Raw genomic sequence first — 16,633 nt, 5'->3', positions numbered from 1 at the left:
GCCGTAGGGTCCTGTTTATGCGCTGACGTCCGACAGTCCGGGCTGCGCGGGCAGGGCGCCGCGCAGCGATTCCAGCAGCACGCGCTTGTTTTCGCGGCTGCGGTAGGCGTGTTCGCGCATCAGGTTTTCGGCGCGCACGGCCTCGCGGCGCGTGATGGCGCGCAGCAGGTCTTCGTGGTCCGCCTGCGCGCGCAGCACGAAGGGCGTTTCAAGCAACGACGGCGTGGACGGCAGGGTCAGCGCGGCCGGGCCGGCCAGGGGCGTCTTGTTGTTGTGTTCCAGCGCCGACAGGAGCGCGCGGTTGCCCGCGGCTTCGCACAGGATCTCGTGAAAGCGCCGATTGATCTGCCCCCAGGCGCGCGCATCCACCGTGGTATTGGGATCGCGGCGGGCGGGCGCCAGCAGCGCGCGTCCTTCTTCCACCGCTTGCGACAGGCGGTCCAGCACGTCCTGCGAGGCGCCGCGCTCGGCCAGCAGGCGGGCGGCCATGCCCTCGAGCACGCCGCGCACGTCCACCGCGTCGCCGATTTCATCCACCGTAAACGCCCGTACCCGGAAACCGCGCGAAGGCAGCCGTTCCAGCAGGCCCTCTTTTTCCAGCTCGGTCAGGGCAATGCGCAACGGGGTGCGCGACACGCCCAGGCGCGCTGAAAACTGCAACTCGACCACGCGTTCTCCGGGTTGCAGGACGCCCGAAAGCACCATGTCCCGGAGTTCGGAAATGACTTTATCGATTTGTGCGGCCATAGAGAGGAGGGGGCTGGTTCCGGTCTGTGAGGGCTTTCAGTGTACCGTCAAAATTGCATGCAATAGTCAAGAAAAAAACCTTTATGACCTTGCGATTTATCAAAATTGCATGCAATAATTCGGAAAAACAGCGATTCAAGTGCGGTTAAGGCGACAAATGCATGCAAAGAAATCCGTCAATGCATGCCATAAGCCGCCGCAAGCACAGGAGACAACATGAAGCTCGTCAGCTTCGTTCAGGCAGGCCGTAGCGCCTGGGGCGTGGTGCGCGGCGCCGAAGTCGTGGCGTTGACCCAGGTCTGGCCCGACATGGTCGCGGCGCTGGAGGCAGGGGTGGAACAGATTGCGCGCGCCGCGGAGACGGCCGGCCAGCCCTGTATGCCCTTGGCCGGGCTGCGCCTGCTGCCGCCGGTCGTGGCGCCGCGCAAGATTCTCTGCGTGGGCCTGAACTACGGCCGCCATGTGGCCGAGGCCGGACGCGAACTACCGGCGCACCCCTCGCTGTTCGCGCGCTTTGCAGACAGCTTCGTCGGCCACGGCGAGGCGGTGTGGAAGCCGCAAGCCTCCGATCGCTTCGATTACGAGGCCGAACTGGCCGTGGTGATCGGCAAAGGCGGCCGCCATATCTCCGCCAAGGACGCCCTGGCGCACGTGGCTGGCTACACCTGCATGGCCGAGAACTCCGTGCGCGATTTCCAGAAGCACAACGCGCAGGTGACGCCGGGCAAGAATTTCGAGCGCAGCGGCGCGCTGGGTCCCTGCCTGGTCACCGCCGACGAGATCGGCGACCCGGCCGGCCTGGAAGTCATTTCCCGCCTCAATGGCGAGGTCATGCAGCACGGCCAGGTGTCCGACCTGATCTTCCCCATCCCCGAGCTGATCGCCTACATCAGCAGCTTCACCCGCCTGTCGCCGGGCGACGTGATCGCTACCGGCACGCCTGAAGGCGTGGGCTCCAGCCGCAAGCCGCCACGCTTCATGAGCGCCGGCGACACGCTGGAAGTCGAGATTCCCGGCATAGGGACGCTGGTCAACACGGTGGCGGACGAGCCCGCCGCCGACGAACAAGGAGACGCGCATGTCTGATGCGCTGCGGTACCTGACGGAACGGGACGTGGTCTCGGTCCTGGATATTCCCAAGGCGATCGAAGCCCTGCATGCCATGCTGGTCGCGCAAGGGCGCGAACAGGCGCGCAACCTGCCCAAGGCGCTGGCGACCTGGGGCGACGGCAGCTCGATGCATGCATTGGGTTCGGTGCAGACCGGCGCCGGCGGCTACGCGGGTTTCAAGACCTGGGTCCATACCAAGAGCGGCGGAGGCTCGCTGTTCAGCCTGTTCGACGCCGAGTCGGGATTCCTGCGCGCCGTAATCGAGGCGCGCGCGCTGGGCATGCTGCGCACCGCGGCGATCAGCGGAGTCGCCACGCGCGCGCTGGCGCCGGCCGACGCCGCCTGTGCCGCGCTGATCGGCACTGGTCCGCAGGCCGTCACCCAATTGGCCGCGCTGGCCGCCGTGCGCGACCTGCGCCGCGTGCGCGTCTACAGCCCCACGCCCGAGAAGCGCCGCGCCTTTGTCGCCAGCGTGCAAGGCAAGTATCGATTCGAGGTCGAGGAAGCGGCCAGCCTGGAACAGGCGCTGGCCGGCGCGGAGATCGTCACCTTGATCACGCGCGCCGTCGAGCCTTTCGTGGATGCGGCCATGCTGGCCGACTGCAGGCACCTGAACGCCGTCGGCGCGATCCTGCCGGCCAAGGCCGAATTCGCGCAGGACGTGTTCGAACGCGCGGACCGCGTGGTGGTGGACGACCTGGAGAACGCCCGCCGCGGTTCGCGTGAACTGCGCGAACGCTTTGGCGCGGACGGCGCGCCGTGGCAGGGCGTGGCGGTGCTGAGCGACTTGCTCGCCGCCGGCGAGGGCCGCCCGCAAGGCGCGCGGCTGACGATCTTCAAGGGCATGGGCATGGGCCTGTCCGACCTGGCGATGGCGCGCGTCGTGTACGAGCACGCCCGCGACTACGGCCTGGGCGTGGCGCTGCCGCCCCAGACCCGCGAGAACCTGCTGCTGGCGCAGCCCTGATACCGAATTCGCATAACCGTACAGCCGGCGCAGGGCGCCGGCGGCAAGAGGAGACATACATGTTCGTAGACGTCAGCGGCGCCAGTCCGCGGGAACAAAACAAATGGCCGTCCATCGTCATCCCCAAGGAGGATATCGATCTCGAGATCGCGCGCCTGACCGACGCGCCCCGGCCGGACAACGGCCGCCGCGCCTCCCTCATCGTGCACCCGGAAGCCACGGCGCCGGGCCTGGGCCTGGCCCCGGGAACGGACGTCACCATCAACGTGGTCAATCCGGGCGAAAGCACCTTCAACCTGCGCAAGAACTCCAACATGCTGGAGATCTGTATCAGCGGCGAGGGCGTGGCCACGGTGGCCGGGCGTGACATCCGCGTCGGGCATTGGGACGTCTGGAACACCCCCGCCATGCAGGTGCATTCCTATCGCAACGAGGGCAAGACGCCCTGGGTGCGCCTGTCGTATTCCAACGCGCCGCTCTTGGAAAAGCTGGAGATCCACTACGTCGAGGAGTTCGAGGGCAGCGTGCCGCCGGCCGATGCCAACACCAAGCCGGTGCCGCCGCGCGCGCCCGACGCGGCCCGTTCGCGCGACCTGGCGCTGCGCGAGCAGATCACGCCCGAGGGCGCTTGGCTGCTGGGCTATGAATGGCTGATCGACATCGACGTGCTGGAATCCAAGGCGCTGCATTGGCCCTGGGCCGCGGTGTCGCGCCAATTGCCCAGCGTCGAGGACATGGCGCGCGGCTACAACGGCCGTCGCCTGTTCGTGCTGTACAACCCGGCGACCGAACGCCGCATCGGCACCACGCACAGCTTCTTCGCGACGATTTCCTCGTCGCCGCCGGACAACCACCATGTGCCGCACCGCCACAGCTCGTCGGCCATCAACTACTACCTGCGCGGCAACGGCTACAGCAAGGTCAACGGCACGCGGCTGGACTGGAAGGCTGGCGACCTGATCCTGTCGGCGCCGGGCTGGGCCATGCACTCGCATCACTCGGGCACGGAAACCACCTCCGCGCTGACGGTGCAGGACCATCCGCTGCAGATCGCCATGGAGTCGCTTATCTGGCAGGAGCGCATGCAGGAACCCATCCTGGCGCTGGGCAGCCAGAGCGGCTTCGAGAGCAACCGCGCGCAGCTGGCCGCGGCCCGATAGGACGCGATTTCCTAGAACCGATACCTGGATCCGCAATGACCATGACCGAGCTTTCCGATACCCCGTCGCTGCGTGCGCGCCTGCGGGACTTCTATGACGATTACGCCTACTGCCTGGACGAAGACCGGCTGGAGGACTGGCCTGCATTTTTCACCGAAGACTGCCATTACCGGGTGCTGTCGCGGGAGAACCATGACGCCGGCCTGCCCCTGGGCCTGATCTATTGCATGAACAAGAACATGGTGCGTGACCGCGTTACGGCCTTGCGCGAAACCACCATGTTCGAGCCGCGTTCGCTGCGTCACTTCATCAGCGGCGTGCGCGTGCTGGAAGTGCAGGGCGACCACATCGTGGCGCAGGCCAACTTCGCCGTGATGGAGTCGCTGTCCGACCGCGAGCCCACCTTGAACATGGTGGGCCGCTATCTGGACGTGGTGCGCGTAACGCCCGAGGGCCTGGCCTTCAGCCGCCGCGATTGCGTGTACGACAACTACCGTGTGCGCACTTCGCTCATCGTTCCCATCTGAATCCGCCCCGAGGATACCCATCATGACCTGTACCCACAGCACCGCGCCAGAGGCTCCGGCGGCGGCTCCCATCCATATCGAGCGCCGCTGGCCCAAGGAAGGCTATACGCGCATCCCCAACTGGGTCTACACCGATCCCGCCATCTTCAAGAAGGAGATGGACGTTTTCTTCGGAGGCAAGACCTGGAACTACGTGGGCCTGGAATGCGAAGTGCCCGAGGTCGGCTGCTACAAGCGCAACTGGATCGGCGACCGCCCCGTGGTCATGGTCCGCAACGCGGAAGGCGAGATCAACGTGTTGGAAAACCGCTGCGCGCACCGCGGCGCGCAGATCTGCTGGCAGAACACCGGCAAGGTCGAGGACTTCACCTGCCCCTACCACCAGTGGAACTATGACCTGAACGGCAATCTGCAGGGCGTGCCGTTTCGCCGGGGCGCCATGGGCAAGGGCGGCATGCCGCGCGACTTCGATCCCAAGCAGAACGGCATCCGCAAGCTGCGCAGCGTGAATCGGGGCGGCTCGATCTGGGCCACCTTCGCCGAGGACGCGCCCAGCTTCGAGGACTATTGCGGTCCGGAAGTGCTGGCGGAAATCGACCACATGCTGCCGGGCAAGCCGCTCAAGCTGCTGGGCTACAGCCGCCAGCTGATCCCCAGCAATTGGAAGATGTACCTGGAGAACCTGAAGGATCCGTACCACGCCACGCTGCTGCACACTTTCTACATCACCTTCGGCCTGTGGCGCGCGGACTCCAAGTCCGAATGCATCCCCACCGGCGGCGGCGCGCACAGCGTGATGGTGTCGCACAACGAGGGCAAGAAGAAGACCGAGGCCACCACGGAAATGAGCCGTTTCCGCGACGACCTCGAACTGCTGGACCTGGAAACCGTGACGCCGCGCGCCGAGTTCAACCGCGGCCGCGTCGGCGGCGCGTGGGTGTTCCCGGCCGCGCAGTTCGGCATCCAGGCCAACTCGCTCAAGACCCGCCACGTCATTCCGCGCAGCCCGACCGAGCACGAACTGGTGTTCACCTATTACGGCTACGAAGACGACGACGAGGAGATGACCCGCCTGCGCCTGAAGCACGCCAACCTGCTGGGTCCGGCCGGCTTCGTGTCGATGGACGACAGCGAAATGCTGAACCAGGTGCAGATCGGCGTCACCGGCTATCCGGAAGAGCGCGGCATCATCGAGATGGGCGGCCGCGATACCGAGCCCGCCGACTACATGGTGACCGAGGTGTTGATCCGCTCCTTCTACGATTACTACCGCAAGGCGATGGGGCTGTGAGCATGGATACCTGGAAACCCGTGGCGATGGTGTCGGACATTTCCCCCGACACCGGCACCCTGCGCGTGGTGCATGAAGGCGAGGGCGTCTGCCTCTACAACCTGCAGGGCGATATCTGCGCCACGCAGGACCGCTGTCCGCACGGCAACGCCAGCCTGGCCGACGGCTACCTGGAAGACGGCACCATCGAATGTCCGCTGCACCAGGGCGTCTTCGACATCCGCACCGGCAAGCCGCAATGCCCGCCGGTCACGACGGACCTGCGCCGCTACGAGGTGCGGGTGGAGTCGGGCACGGTCTACCTGAAGGCGGAAGCCGCATGAACTCCGGCGCCATCGTGGTGGTCGGCGCGGGTCAGGCCGGCGGCTGGGCCGCGACGACCTTGCGCGAACGCGGCTACGAAGGCCGCATCGTGCTGCTGGGCGATGAGCCCCACGCGCCTTACGAACGCCCGCCCTTGAGCAAGGCGGTGCTGGGCGGCCAGGCCGTGCCCGAAAGCACCGAGCTGTTTTCGGCCGAGCGGCTGGCGGCGCTGCGCATCGAGTTCCAGCCGGGCGTGTCGGCGACGCGCCTGCGCGTGGCCGACAGGCAGGTGGATACCTCGGACGGCGGCAGCATCGCCTACGACAAGCTGATCCTGTGCATGGGGGGCAGGCCGGTAGTCCCCGCGCTGCCCGGCGTAAACGGTCCCGGCGTGCATGTGCTGCGCACCCGCGACGACGCGCTGCGCCTGCGCGCCAGCCTCGGCCCGGGCCGCCGCCTGGTCGTGGTCGGGGGCGGCTGGATCGGGCTGGAAGTGGCGGCGACGGCGCGCCAGTCCGGCAGCGCCGTCACCGTGCTGGAGCAGGGGGCGCGGTTGTGCGCCCGCAGCGTGCAGCCTGCGGTGTCGGCGCACCTGGCCGCGCTGCATGCCGCCCATGGCGTGGACTTGCGCTTGAACACCGGCCTGCGCGCGGTGCTGGCGCAGGCGGACGGCCGCCCCGTGGCGGAACTTGCCGACGGCACGCGTCTGGATGCGGACGCCATCGTGCTGGGCGTGGGCCTGCGGGCCAATGACGAACTGGCGCGTGATGCCGGCCTGGCCTGCGAACGCGGCGTGCTGGTCGACGAGTATTGCAGGACCTCCGCCCCGGACGTCTATGCGGCAGGGGACGTCGCGGTGCTGACGGCCGAGGACGGCCATGCGCGCATGGAATCGTGGCAGAACGCGCAGGACCAGGGCACGGCAGCCGCGCTGTCAGCCTTGGGCCTGGGCGAACCTTATGCGCCGACCGGCGCCGTCTGGTCGGAGCAATACGACGCCATGGTGCAGATCGTCGGATTCCCGGGCCTGGCCCGCAGCGAAGTGCTGCGGCCGCAGGCAGGGGAGCGCGCCTTGCTGTCGGTGGCGCTGGACGCCAGCGGCCGCGCCGTGGCTGGCGTATCGGTGGATGCGGCGCGCGATTTCCGCCAGCTGCGCAAATGGATCGCGCAGCGCGCGGCCCTGGACCCGGCGTTGCTCGAGCGGCCTGACGTGCCGCTGGCCAGCGCCCAGATCGGATGAGGATTGCAATGGAAAACCCGATTTTGCCCATGCTGGCCAAGACGGCCTGCGAATCCGTGGTGCTGGAGTTCTTCCACGCCCTGGACACGCGGCGTCACGAGGCCGCGGCCGCGCTGATGGCCGAGGACGGCGTCTGGCAACGGCAGGGCCGCCGGCTTGCCGGCCGCCAGGAAGTCCTGCAAGCCCTGAATGCCCGCGCGCCCGAGCGCAGCACCTGCCATGTCATCACCAATCTGCGGCTGGTCGAGCTGGCCGGCGCGCGCGCCACCGTCGGCTACTTCCTGACCGCCTACGAAAGCGTGCCCCATGAACAGGGTGGCGCGCCGCGCCTGGTGGCCATCCGCGAATGCCAGGACGTGCTGGTGGAGACGGACGCCGGCTGGCGGCTGGCCGACAAGAGCAGCCGCCGTCATCTTCCGCCCGAATGACGGGCCTCGAATCGATACCAACCCACGCGTCCGGACCATTCAAAAAGCAGCGGACGCGTACCGTAAATACCTCAGGAGACAAACCGTGAAACCCTCAAGAATCTTGCATTGCATGCTGGCGACCGCCTGTGCCGCCGTCGTGTCCGGCGCCCAGGCGCAGCAGGCCGACTGGCCGAACCATCCGATCACGCTGGTGGTGCCGTTCGCGGCCGGCGGCGGCGGCGACACGCTGGCGCGCCTGGTCGCGGAGCCGCTGTCGCGCGAACTCGGGCAGTCCATCATCGTCGAGAACCGCCCCGGCGCGGGCGGCAATATCGGCACCTCGATCGCGGCGCGCGCCAAGCCCGACGGCTATACGCTGTCATACGGCACCAACGGCACCCAGGCCACCAATCACTGGCTGTACAAGTCGCCGGGCTATGCGCCGTCGGACTTCGAGCCGATTTCGCGCTTTACCGTCATTGCGGCGGCGCTGGTGGTCAATGCCACGGACGAGCGCTTCAAGACCCTGCCGCAGCTGCTGGCCTACGCCAAGGCTAATCCGGGCGAACTGACCTGCGGTTCCGCCGGCAATGGCACGTCCTCGCACCTGGCCTGTGAATTGTTGAACCAGATGGCGGGCACCAAGGTCATGCACATTCCCTACAAGGGCGGCGGCGCGGCCATGACCGATCTGCTGGGCGGGCGTATCTCGTTCATGATCGACGTGATGCCCAACGTGTCGGGCCAGATCGCGGCGGGCAAGCTGCGGGCGCTGGGCGTGACGACGCCGGACCGCGTGGCCTCCAATCCGGACATTCCCACGATCAGCGAAGCGGGCCTGAAGGGCTATGAGTTCTTTGCCTGGGACGGCCTGTACGCGCCCAAGGGCACGCCGGCCGCCGTGCTGGACAAGCTCAACGCCGCGGTCAACCGCGCGCTGCAACAGCCGGAAGTCCGCAAGATGCTGGAGTCTCGGGGCGCGATTCCTGCGCCCACGTCGCGCCAGGCGCTGGCGGAGTTCGGCGCGGAAGAGTATGCGCGGCTGGGGAAGGTCGTGAAGGTGGCGGGCGCGTCGATCGATTGAGCGGCTGACGCCTGTACCAACCAAGCCGGCGGCGCGTGCCGCCGGCTTGCTTTTGTGCACAAGCAGCTACCAGGCCATGCGCAAGCGTCCCAACGCGGGCAATGCTCCCACTGTCGCCGCCAGGCCGCCAGGCGGCGGCTGTTCTTCATGGCGGGTCACGCGCCCGTCCGGATCGAGAAAATCGCTCAGCACGTCGTCGCGCAGGCGGATGAAGCGCGGATCGCTGCGGTTGCGCGGATGCGGCAGATCGACGTCGACGATGCGGCGGATGCGCCCCGGGCGCGGCTGCATCACCACCACGCGGTCGCCCAGGAACACGGCTTCCTCCACATCGTGGGTGACCAGCACCATGGTGATCTGCTCCTGCTGCCAGATGCGCTGCAACTCGTTCTGCAGCCGGGACCGCGTCAACGCGTCCAGGGCGCCCAGCGGCTCATCCAGCAGCAGCACGCGCGGACGGTTGACCAGGCCGCGCGCGATCGCCACGCGCTGCGCCATGCCGCCCGAGATCTGATGCGGGTAGGACTTCTCGAAACCCTGCAAGCCGACCAGCGCGATGTGCTCGGCCACCAGCTCGCGCTTTTCTGCCTTCGAAAGCGGCGCGTTGCGCAGCGCCGCCGCGATGTTGCGTTCCACGTTCAGCCACGGAAACAGGCGATGGTCCTGGAATACGATGCCGCGGTCCAGGCCTGCGCCGCGCACCGGGGCGCCGTCCAGCAGGATCTGGCCGGAGTACTCGCCGTCCAGCCCCAGGATCAGGCGCAGCAGCGTGGACTTGCCGCAGCCGCTGGCGCCCACGATGCTGACGAAATGCCCGGCGGGCACGTCGAGGTTGATGTCCTGCAGGACCTGCAGCGCTTCTGCGCCGTCGCCCGGGCCGGCATAGCGCTTGCCCACGCCGCGAATGTTCAATTCCTTGCCGAAGATGCTCGTCATTCCTTTCCTACTCCATCAGGCGGCGCCGTAGCGGTGCCGCGCCAGCCTGCGCTCCAGCGCGCGGGCCAAGGCGTTCATGGACCAGCCCACCAGGCCGATCACGAACATGCCGAAGATCACCAGGTCCATCTGGAAGTGTTCGCTGCCTTCGATCAAGGTGTTGCCGATGCCGTGGCCGGCCACCAGCAGATACTCCGCGCCTATCGTCGCCAGCCAGGAGTAGATCAGCGCCAGGTATACCCCGGTGAAGATCGAAGGCGCGGCCGCTGGCAGGACCACATGCAGCAGCGTCTGCCAGCGCGAATAGCCGAACACGCGGGCCACTTCCAGCAGCGCCGTGGGGGTGCTGCGTATGCCGTCGCAGGTATTGACGACCACGGGCACCAGGGCGGCAAGCGACAGGAACGTCACTTTGGCCACGTCGCCCAGGCCGAACCAGACCGAGATCAGCGGGATCCAGGCAAACAGCGAGATCTGCTTGAAAGTGTTGAAGCTGGGACCCACGATGCGGTTGAACAAGGGCAGCAGGCCCAGCAGCGCACCCAGTATCAGGCCGAGCGCGGTGCCTATCGCGAATCCGGTGAATTCCCGCGCCAGGCTGGCGCTCAGCGCGCGCCATAGACGGCCTGAGGAGATCTGGCTGGCCGCCGTCTCCAGCACCTTGCCCGGCGACACCAGCAGCGGCGTGGATACCCAGTCCAGCCGCGCCAGCGCCCACCAGGCCAGGATGGCGGCGGCGGGCAGCACCAGGCCGCGCCAGCGCGCGCGCAACCAGGCGCCTCCGCGTCGGACCACGGGAAGCGTGGAGATGGACGCCGCGCTCATGCCCGCGCTCCCGTGGATGCCGCGCCCAGGCGGGTGGCAGCCTGGCCGCCGCCCGCGCGGGCTTCGGCCAGGTCCAGCAGCTTGTCGATGGCGTAGCCGATGGCGCCCACCACGATCACCGCCGCCATCACCAGGTCCAGCTGGAACAGCTGCCGGCCGTAGACAATCAGGTAGCCCAGACCTTCGCTGGACGCGACCAGCTCCACCACCACCAGCGACAGCCAGGCCTTGGTGAAGCCCAGCCGCAAGCCGGTGAAGAGCGTGGGCAGGGCGTGGGGCAGCACGACTTCCAGCACCTGCTGGCGGCGCGTGTAGCCGTAGACGCGGGCCACTTCCAGCAGGCTGGCGGGCGTTTGCCGGAATCCCTGCAAGGTGTTCAGCGTTACCGGCACCAGCGCGGCCTTGGCGATCAGGATGTACTTCAAGGGCTCGCCTATGCCCACCAGCAGCAGCACGAAGGGCAGCCACGCCAGGACCGGGATCTGCACCAGCGCGTTGAAGGTGGGCAGGATGTAGGCTTCCAGCGGACGCCACAATCCCATCGCGGCGCCCAGCGCCAGGCCCAGCACGCTGCCGGCTGCGAAACCCACCAGCACGCGCTGCATGCTGGCCTGCACATTCAGCCAGAGGTCGCCGCTGCTGTAGAGGTCCTGCAAGGTAAGCCAGACGAAGTGGGGCGAGGGCAGCACCTGCGGCGAGATCCAACCCTGCGACGCGCCCAGCTGCCAAAGCGCGAGCAGCGCCAGCGGCAGCAGCCAGGGCAGCAAGCGGCTGCCGGCGTTGCGCAGCAGCGCGGCAGGCGCCAGGCGAGCGCCGCGGTGCGCGGACGCAAGCGGGGCGCTCAGTGTGTTCCCGGACATGGCGGCTCCTTATCGCGCGGCGGCGGCGCTGGCCTGGCGCTCGCCGGCGGCCGGCTGGCCTTGCGCATTGAACGCGGTCCAGCGGGCGGCAAGATTGGCCTTTTGCAGCGCGGCATTGAGGTAGCGGGGTTCGAACCAGCCATCTACGCTCACGGGACGGCGGATCAGCTTCAGTTTCAGCGCGTCGTCCGCCACGGCCTGGTAGCGCGCTGCGAGGAACTCGTCCAGCAGCGGCGAATTGCGCACGGCCAGCACCTCGCCGTCGAACTCCGCCTGCCAGGACGCGTAAGGCGTGCCGCTGCGCGCCCAGATCTTGAAGAGCGCGTCCCGGTTCTGCTCGTCCGAAGACCATTGCGCCGCACGCACGAACACGTCGACCACGCGTTGCACGGCTTCGGGGTTCTCCTTTTCGAAATCCTCGCGCACCAGCAGGGATGCCTGGCGCGTGAACGAGGGGTCCTGACCCTTGGTTGAGTAGATGATGCGCGCCAGCCCTTGGTCGCGCAGCTTGAAGTACTCATAGCCGCCGAACGCCGCATCCACGCCGTTGGAGACCAGCGCCGCCTGCGCGCTGCCGGTGTCGAGGTTTACACCCTTGATGTCGCGTTCGGTCAGCTGGCGCGAGGCCAGCACGTTGATGGCGACCAGATGGCCGTTGGTGCCGCGGAAGATCGAGACCTTGCGGTCCTTCAGGTCTTCCAGCGATTGCAGCGCGGAGTCCTTGGGCGTGGAGACGTACAGGTTGTTGCGCACGCCGCTGCCCAGCAGGATGCGGGTCTTCAGCCCGTTGGAGCGGCCTACCACCGACGGCAGGTCGCCCTGGTAGGCGAAATCGATCTGCTTGTTCGAGAGCGCTTCGTTGACCGCGGGGCCCGCGCCCTTGAAGAACAACCATTGCACTTCGGTGCCGGTGCCTTTGAAGGCCTCTTCCAGCCAGTTGTTGGCGCGCGCCACGCCGCCTGGCGAGCCGCCCCAGGTGATGGGGTCGCCGCCGCCGGCGGTCGCCACGCCGATGCGGACCACGTCGGGCGCGGCCAGGGAGGCGAGGCTGACAGCGCACAAGGCAGCGCCCAGCATCAGGCGTGAGATCAGGCTGAGGGGGGATGGCAGGGTGCGCATGGTTGTTCCGTATATCGATGATGAAAGACAGGTCCGGGCGGGCAAGCGCCGGCCGCGGACAGGGCCAGACGCCCGCCGGCATGTGCCGGCGGGCGGGATTGCAGGTATGCGATAAGGTCAGGCCGCGCGCTTTTCTGCGTGCGCCTGCAGCTTCTGCTCGATGCGCGTGCCCTTGAAGAACTCGGGGTTCGCCTGGGTGTAGAAGCGGTAGGGGTTGTCGAACACCAGGGCCTTGAAATCGGCCGCGGAGATCACGCCGTCTTCCACCAGGTCCCAGCTTTCGGCCAGCGGCTCGGTCAGGTCCGGCACATCCCAATGGCCGACGTCGGACGACCAGATCGCGTTGAGCTTGGTGTTCAGGGGATTGGCGCGGTCGTTGAAGGCCGCGCCTATGGTCCGGTCGTCGGCCTCCGATCCGAAGTAGAAGCTGTCGACCCAGCGTTTGCGGATATCCTCGACGCTCTCGATGCCGGCCGCGGCGAAGTCGTCGAGTTCGTCGCCCTGCGGTTCGCGGCTGTGGTGCAGCGCCGAGATGCCCAGGCTGTCGCGCAGCAAGGTGTCCTTGTTGAGCTCGCGTCCGTTGAGCAGGCTGGCGCCATAGCGTTCGAACAGGTCGGCCAGCAGCTCCACGTCCGCGTTGGCCGGGTTGTACTGCTGCACGGCGTTGCGATTGCGCTTTTCCCAGCGGTCCACCAGGTGCGCGTACACGTGCGCGCCCCAGTCCGCGCCGCCTTCCAGCAAGGCCACGCGCAGGTTCGGAAAGCGCCGCGTCACGCCGCCGAAGAAGAGCGCCTTGGCGAAGGCCTGGGAACCGTCGGCGAAGTGGCCGATATGGTTGAACATGTAGTTGCTGATGGAGTGGCGCCCGGTCCAGCCCTGGCTGCCGTAGTGGGTGGCCAGCGGCACGCCCAGCTCCACCGCCTTGGCCCAGAACGGATCGTAGTCGTACTCGCTGTCCAGGCCGAAGAAATCCACGTAGGACGCATGGCGCGCGATCTCCGGGAATTCAGCGGGCGGATACTTGTCGGCGATGGCCTTGATCGGCCGCCGCACGCCGCCGGGGATATTGGCCACCTTCAATCCCAGCGTCTTGACCGCGAATTCGAGTTCCTCGATGGCCTCCTGCGGCGTATTCAGCGGAATGCCCGCCACGGGCGTCAGGCGGTCGCTGTACTTGCGGTACTGGTCAGCATGGAAGTGGTTGATGGCGCGATGCAGCGGCTGACGGTAATCGTCGCCAGCGCCCAGCGGCGCCAGCACGTCGTTGGGAAACAGGATGGAGTAGTCCGAACCCTGTTCCTCCAGGCGCTCGTACAGCAGCTCGGGCAGCGTGACGGTCGCCAGGTCCAGGGTATTGCGCGTGACGCGCGCCCACCAGGGCGAGCGCAGCGTGCGGTTGCGCTGCCGTTCTTCCGGGGTCTGCTGGTACCAGTCCTTGCCCTGGGACTTGGTGGCAAAGCGCGAGCCCTGCGTCTTGCGCAGCACGTCCACCAGCTTGGAACCGCCATAGTGCTGGATGTAATCCTCCAGCACGGGCGCGTAGTCGTTGACGTGTACGTCGGTATCGATCACGGGATAGTCCAGCTTCGCCTTGATTGCGGCGGAGCGGGAAGCCTGGGTACGGTGCAGCCGGTCGTTCATGCGGGTCTCCGAGAGTGAAACGGACGCGGCGCCTTGCGGATTCGGCAAGGCCGGCGCGGACAGGTCACAGTACGGGAGATGACCGCCCGGCCAAACGACCGATTCGCAATTTCCAACTAAGTGATGTGCTTATGGCATTTGGGGAGACTCTCGGAATTCCGGCATCCCCATATTTTGTGCGGATGGTATCTGCGGCTGCGCCTCTCGTGCGACCGGAGGAGGGCTTGTCGGAACGTTATCGCGTACTGTCGGGTCACGCAGCCAATGTCCGAGCAGATCGGGGAGCGTCTCATGAAGCGTTTCGTCAGTGTCGAAGCCGTCAACCTGCGGTCCATTCCCAGTACCGAGAACAACACGCCTATCGGTAGCCTGACCCTGGGCCAGGAGGTGGAGGATCTGGGAGGCGCACCCGCGGGGTGGCACCATGTTCGGACGAAAATGGGCGGCCTGACCGTCGAAGGCTATTCGGTCGATGGCCTGGCGGATTCGAAATTCAAGTGGGCCCCCACTGCCAAGCAGCCAACGCTGCGGCCACTCGATACTCCGGCTCGCGAGGCGCTCGTGGCAGCGGCAGTGGAACAGTGGCTACGATTCGACAAAGGACGGGGAAAGGAGACCGTCGAACCCTATAGCACTTACATCCACGAGATGTGGAAGGCGCTGAAAAGGAATCTGACCGGAAAGGACACCGGCTATCCCTGGTCGGCCGTCGCCATTTCCCTCATGGTGAGCAATGCGGCGAAGACCATCCCTGAATTCCAGGCATTCAAGCGGTCCGTCGGTCACGCGGCCTATATGTGGGATGCCATCAGGAAGCGGGCGAGCGAGGACCGGTCCGCGCCGTTTTGGGGCGTACGCATAACGGAAGAAAAGCCGCAGGTCGGCGACATCATCGGCAGCTGGCGGGACAAGCCCTACACGTTCGATCAATATCTCGCAGCCTCAAAGAATCCGGAAGCTCCCAGCCATTCCGACATCATCGTGGCGGTAGGCACCGAGGTTGCGTTGGCCATAGGGGGCAACGTCAGCCAGTCGGTCTTCGTCACCGGGTATCAGCTGACGGCCGATGGCAACATCGCGAAGAACCAACGTTTCCTCAAGGGAAAACTGGTCGGAGAAGCCATCGTCCTGATGAAGAACCGAATTGATTGAGGGGCGCTGTTGCGCAGGCGATCTCAAGCCGCCGACTGCTTCGCAAAGTCCCCGCGCTCCAGGATGAAGCTGGTCGCCACGCCGAACACCACGCCCCAGAAGGGCGCGCCGATGCCCAGCAGCGGAAGGCCGCCCAGCGTCACCAGGAAGGCAACCAGGGCGCCCAGCGTGAAGTGCTGGCGGAACGCGGTGTGGAATGCGCCTTGCAGGATGCGCAAGAGCGCCAGTCCCGCCAGCGTGGCGACAAAGGCCGCGGGCGTGGCCAGCAGCGCCTGCGTGACCAGCGGGGAGAACAGCCCGAACACGATCACCATCACCCCGAGGAAGACCGCGGCCAGCCAGTGCCGCGACGCGTTGGCGCCGGAGGCGATGATGGCATTCGACGGCCCGGCCAGACAGGTGGAGACGCAGCCCAGGCAGGCGGTCAGCGCCGAGAACACGCCACAGGCATTGGTGATGGCGTTGACCGGCGGGCGGTGCAGCGAGTTGCGCAGCACGGCAATGCCTTGCGCGTTCTGCACCGCGATCACGGTCACGGCCAGCGGCAACACCAGTTCGAACGCGGCGCCCCAAGAGAATACCGGGGCGTAGAACTGCGGGCTTGCCAGCGAGGTCGCGAACGTCACATGTTCCAGCGCGGGCGTCCTGCCCGTGAACGCCAGCGTGCATACGCCGGCGATGAGCGCGCCGATGATGGGCGAGAGCCGCTTTTGCACCGCGGGGAACAACGAGACCGCGAAGAAGGTCGCGGTCATGGCGCCAGCCAGCCACGGATCGGAGGCGAATGATCGGATCCAGTCCAGCGCGAAGCTCAGAAAAACGCCCGCGACCATCCCCATGACGATGGGCATGGGGATGCGGTCCATGATGGCGCCGACCCAGCCGGTCAGCCCCAGTACCAGCATCAGCGCGGCGGTCAGCAAATAGGCGCCGACGACCTCGGCAAAGGGCAGGTGTTGCAGGGCGCTGGCGACCAGCACCGCGCCCGGGATGGTCCACAGGAAGGCGAGCGGCTGCCGGTAAATGGCCGACATCACGATGGTAAGGATGCCGTTGAGCACGAAGGCCGCAAAGATCCAGGAGGCGAGGGTGGCCTGGCTGAGTCCCCCTTTCACGCCCGCGCTCAGGATGATCGCTACCGGCGCAGACGCGGAAAACAGGAAAGCGACGAAAGCGTTGGTCAGCTCAGTCGCCGGGAACGAGGACGAGGCGGCTGGGATCGTTTCTGGAGGGGCCATGGACTTATCTCATTAATGAGTGA

At 66.8% G+C, this 16,633-nt stretch carries 17 protein-coding genes; 10 read left to right on the top strand and 7 right to left on the bottom strand.

Annotation, left to right across the window (positions count from 1 at the left end; genetic code table 11):
• Positions 1 to 15 precede the first annotated feature (15 nt).
• Positions 16 to 747: a GntR family transcriptional regulator gene (locus IB257_RS06770; RefSeq protein ID WP_088141226.1), complete on the bottom strand. Its 732-nt coding sequence runs from the start codon at positions 745 to 747 to the stop codon at positions 16 to 18.
• Between the two features lie 216 nt (positions 748 to 963).
• On the opposite strand from IB257_RS06770, the gene IB257_RS06765 reads away from it, so the two are divergent.
• The 9 genes from IB257_RS06765 to IB257_RS06725 all read left to right on the top strand — a co-directional run bounded on the left by IB257_RS06765 (position 964) and on the right by IB257_RS06725 (position 8,839).
• A complete protein-coding gene (locus tag IB257_RS06765) occupies positions 964 to 1,833 on the top strand; it encodes a fumarylacetoacetate hydrolase family protein (RefSeq protein WP_054456179.1) in 870 nt (289 codons plus the stop codon).
• Complete coding sequence (locus tag IB257_RS06760; RefSeq protein WP_192492079.1) at positions 1,826 to 2,824, top strand: ornithine cyclodeaminase family protein; 999 nt, start codon at positions 1,826 to 1,828, stop codon at positions 2,822 to 2,824. The genes IB257_RS06765 and IB257_RS06760 overlap by 8 nt, the downstream gene beginning before the upstream one ends.
• 59 nt (positions 2,825 to 2,883) lie before the next feature.
• Positions 2,884 to 3,984 carry a cupin domain-containing protein gene (locus IB257_RS06755; protein WP_054456182.1) on the top strand — a complete coding sequence of 367 codons (1,101 nt, stop codon included), beginning with the start codon at positions 2,884 to 2,886 and terminating at the stop codon, positions 3,982 to 3,984.
• A gap of 35 nt (positions 3,985 to 4,019) precedes the next feature.
• Positions 4,020 to 4,511, top strand: coding sequence for an aromatic-ring-hydroxylating dioxygenase subunit beta (locus IB257_RS06750; RefSeq protein ID WP_054456184.1), 492 nt, complete (start codon positions 4,020 to 4,022; stop codon positions 4,509 to 4,511).
• A 22-nt stretch (positions 4,512 to 4,533) separates the two neighbouring features.
• Positions 4,534 to 5,802 (top strand): aromatic ring-hydroxylating dioxygenase subunit alpha, encoded by a 1,269-nt coding sequence (locus IB257_RS06745; protein ID WP_054456187.1) that lies wholly within the window; start codon positions 4,534 to 4,536, stop codon positions 5,800 to 5,802.
• Between the two features lie 2 nt (positions 5,803 to 5,804).
• Entirely contained in the window at positions 5,805 to 6,125 is a 321-nt protein-coding gene (locus tag IB257_RS06740) for a non-heme iron oxygenase ferredoxin subunit (protein WP_054456189.1), read from the top strand.
• A complete protein-coding gene (locus tag IB257_RS06735; protein WP_192492078.1) occupies positions 6,122 to 7,345 on the top strand; it encodes an NAD(P)/FAD-dependent oxidoreductase in 1,224 nt (407 codons plus the stop codon). The genes IB257_RS06740 and IB257_RS06735 overlap by 4 nt, the downstream gene beginning before the upstream one ends.
• Before the next feature lie 8 nt (positions 7,346 to 7,353).
• Positions 7,354 to 7,773 carry a nuclear transport factor 2 family protein gene (locus IB257_RS06730; RefSeq protein ID WP_054456194.1) on the top strand — a complete coding sequence of 140 codons (420 nt, stop codon included), beginning with the start codon at positions 7,354 to 7,356 and terminating at the stop codon, positions 7,771 to 7,773.
• A 112-nt stretch (positions 7,774 to 7,885) separates the two neighbouring features.
• Positions 7,886 to 8,839 (top strand): tripartite tricarboxylate transporter substrate binding protein, encoded by a 954-nt coding sequence (locus IB257_RS06725; protein WP_175162213.1) that lies wholly within the window; start codon positions 7,886 to 7,888, stop codon positions 8,837 to 8,839.
• Positions 8,840 to 8,905: 66 nt separating this feature from the next.
• Here the strand turns inward: IB257_RS06725 and IB257_RS06720 are convergent, their stop codons facing one another.
• The 5 genes from IB257_RS06720 to IB257_RS06700 all read right to left on the bottom strand — a co-directional run bounded on the left by IB257_RS06720 (position 8,906) and on the right by IB257_RS06700 (position 14,220).
• On the bottom strand, positions 8,906 to 9,775 hold the full coding sequence (locus tag IB257_RS06720; protein ID WP_125470670.1) for an ABC transporter ATP-binding protein: 870 nt from the start codon (positions 9,773 to 9,775) through the stop codon (positions 8,906 to 8,908).
• Between the two features lie 15 nt (positions 9,776 to 9,790).
• The gene (locus tag IB257_RS06715) at positions 9,791 to 10,600 is read right to left on the bottom strand and encodes an ABC transporter permease (RefSeq protein ID WP_054456200.1); all 810 of its coding nucleotides are present in this window, start codon (positions 10,598 to 10,600) and stop codon (positions 9,791 to 9,793) included.
• Positions 10,597 to 11,460: an ABC transporter permease gene (locus IB257_RS06710; protein ID WP_119451246.1), complete on the bottom strand. Its 864-nt coding sequence runs from the start codon at positions 11,458 to 11,460 to the stop codon at positions 10,597 to 10,599. Before IB257_RS06710 ends, IB257_RS06715 begins: the two co-directional genes overlap by 4 nt.
• 9 nt (positions 11,461 to 11,469) lie before the next feature.
• Positions 11,470 to 12,579, bottom strand: a complete 1,110-nt coding sequence (locus tag IB257_RS06705; RefSeq protein WP_054456201.1) for an ABC transporter substrate-binding protein — start codon at positions 12,577 to 12,579, stop codon at positions 11,470 to 11,472.
• Positions 12,580 to 12,696: 117 nt separating this feature from the next.
• Positions 12,697 to 14,220, bottom strand: a complete 1,524-nt coding sequence (locus IB257_RS06700; RefSeq protein ID WP_125470667.1) for an amidohydrolase family protein — start codon at positions 14,218 to 14,220, stop codon at positions 12,697 to 12,699.
• Positions 14,221 to 14,511: 291 nt separating this feature from the next.
• Between IB257_RS06700 and IB257_RS06695 the strand changes: the two genes are divergently transcribed.
• Entirely contained in the window at positions 14,512 to 15,372 is an 861-nt protein-coding gene (locus IB257_RS06695) for a DUF2272 domain-containing protein (RefSeq protein WP_192492077.1), read from the top strand.
• Between the two features lie 23 nt (positions 15,373 to 15,395).
• Here the strand turns inward: IB257_RS06695 and IB257_RS06690 are convergent, their stop codons facing one another.
• Entirely contained in the window at positions 15,396 to 16,610 is a 1,215-nt protein-coding gene (locus IB257_RS06690; protein WP_054456207.1) for a benzoate/H(+) symporter BenE family transporter, read from the bottom strand.
• Positions 16,611 to 16,633: the final 23 nt, after the last annotated feature.

Source organism: Achromobacter sp. ACM03 (genome assembly GCF_014851665.1).
Taxonomy (GTDB): Bacteria; Pseudomonadota; Gammaproteobacteria; order Burkholderiales; family Burkholderiaceae_B; genus Achromobacter; species Achromobacter aegrifaciens.
Note: the sequence above shows the minus strand (reverse complement) of the source record. Positions and strands in the feature narration are given on the sequence as shown.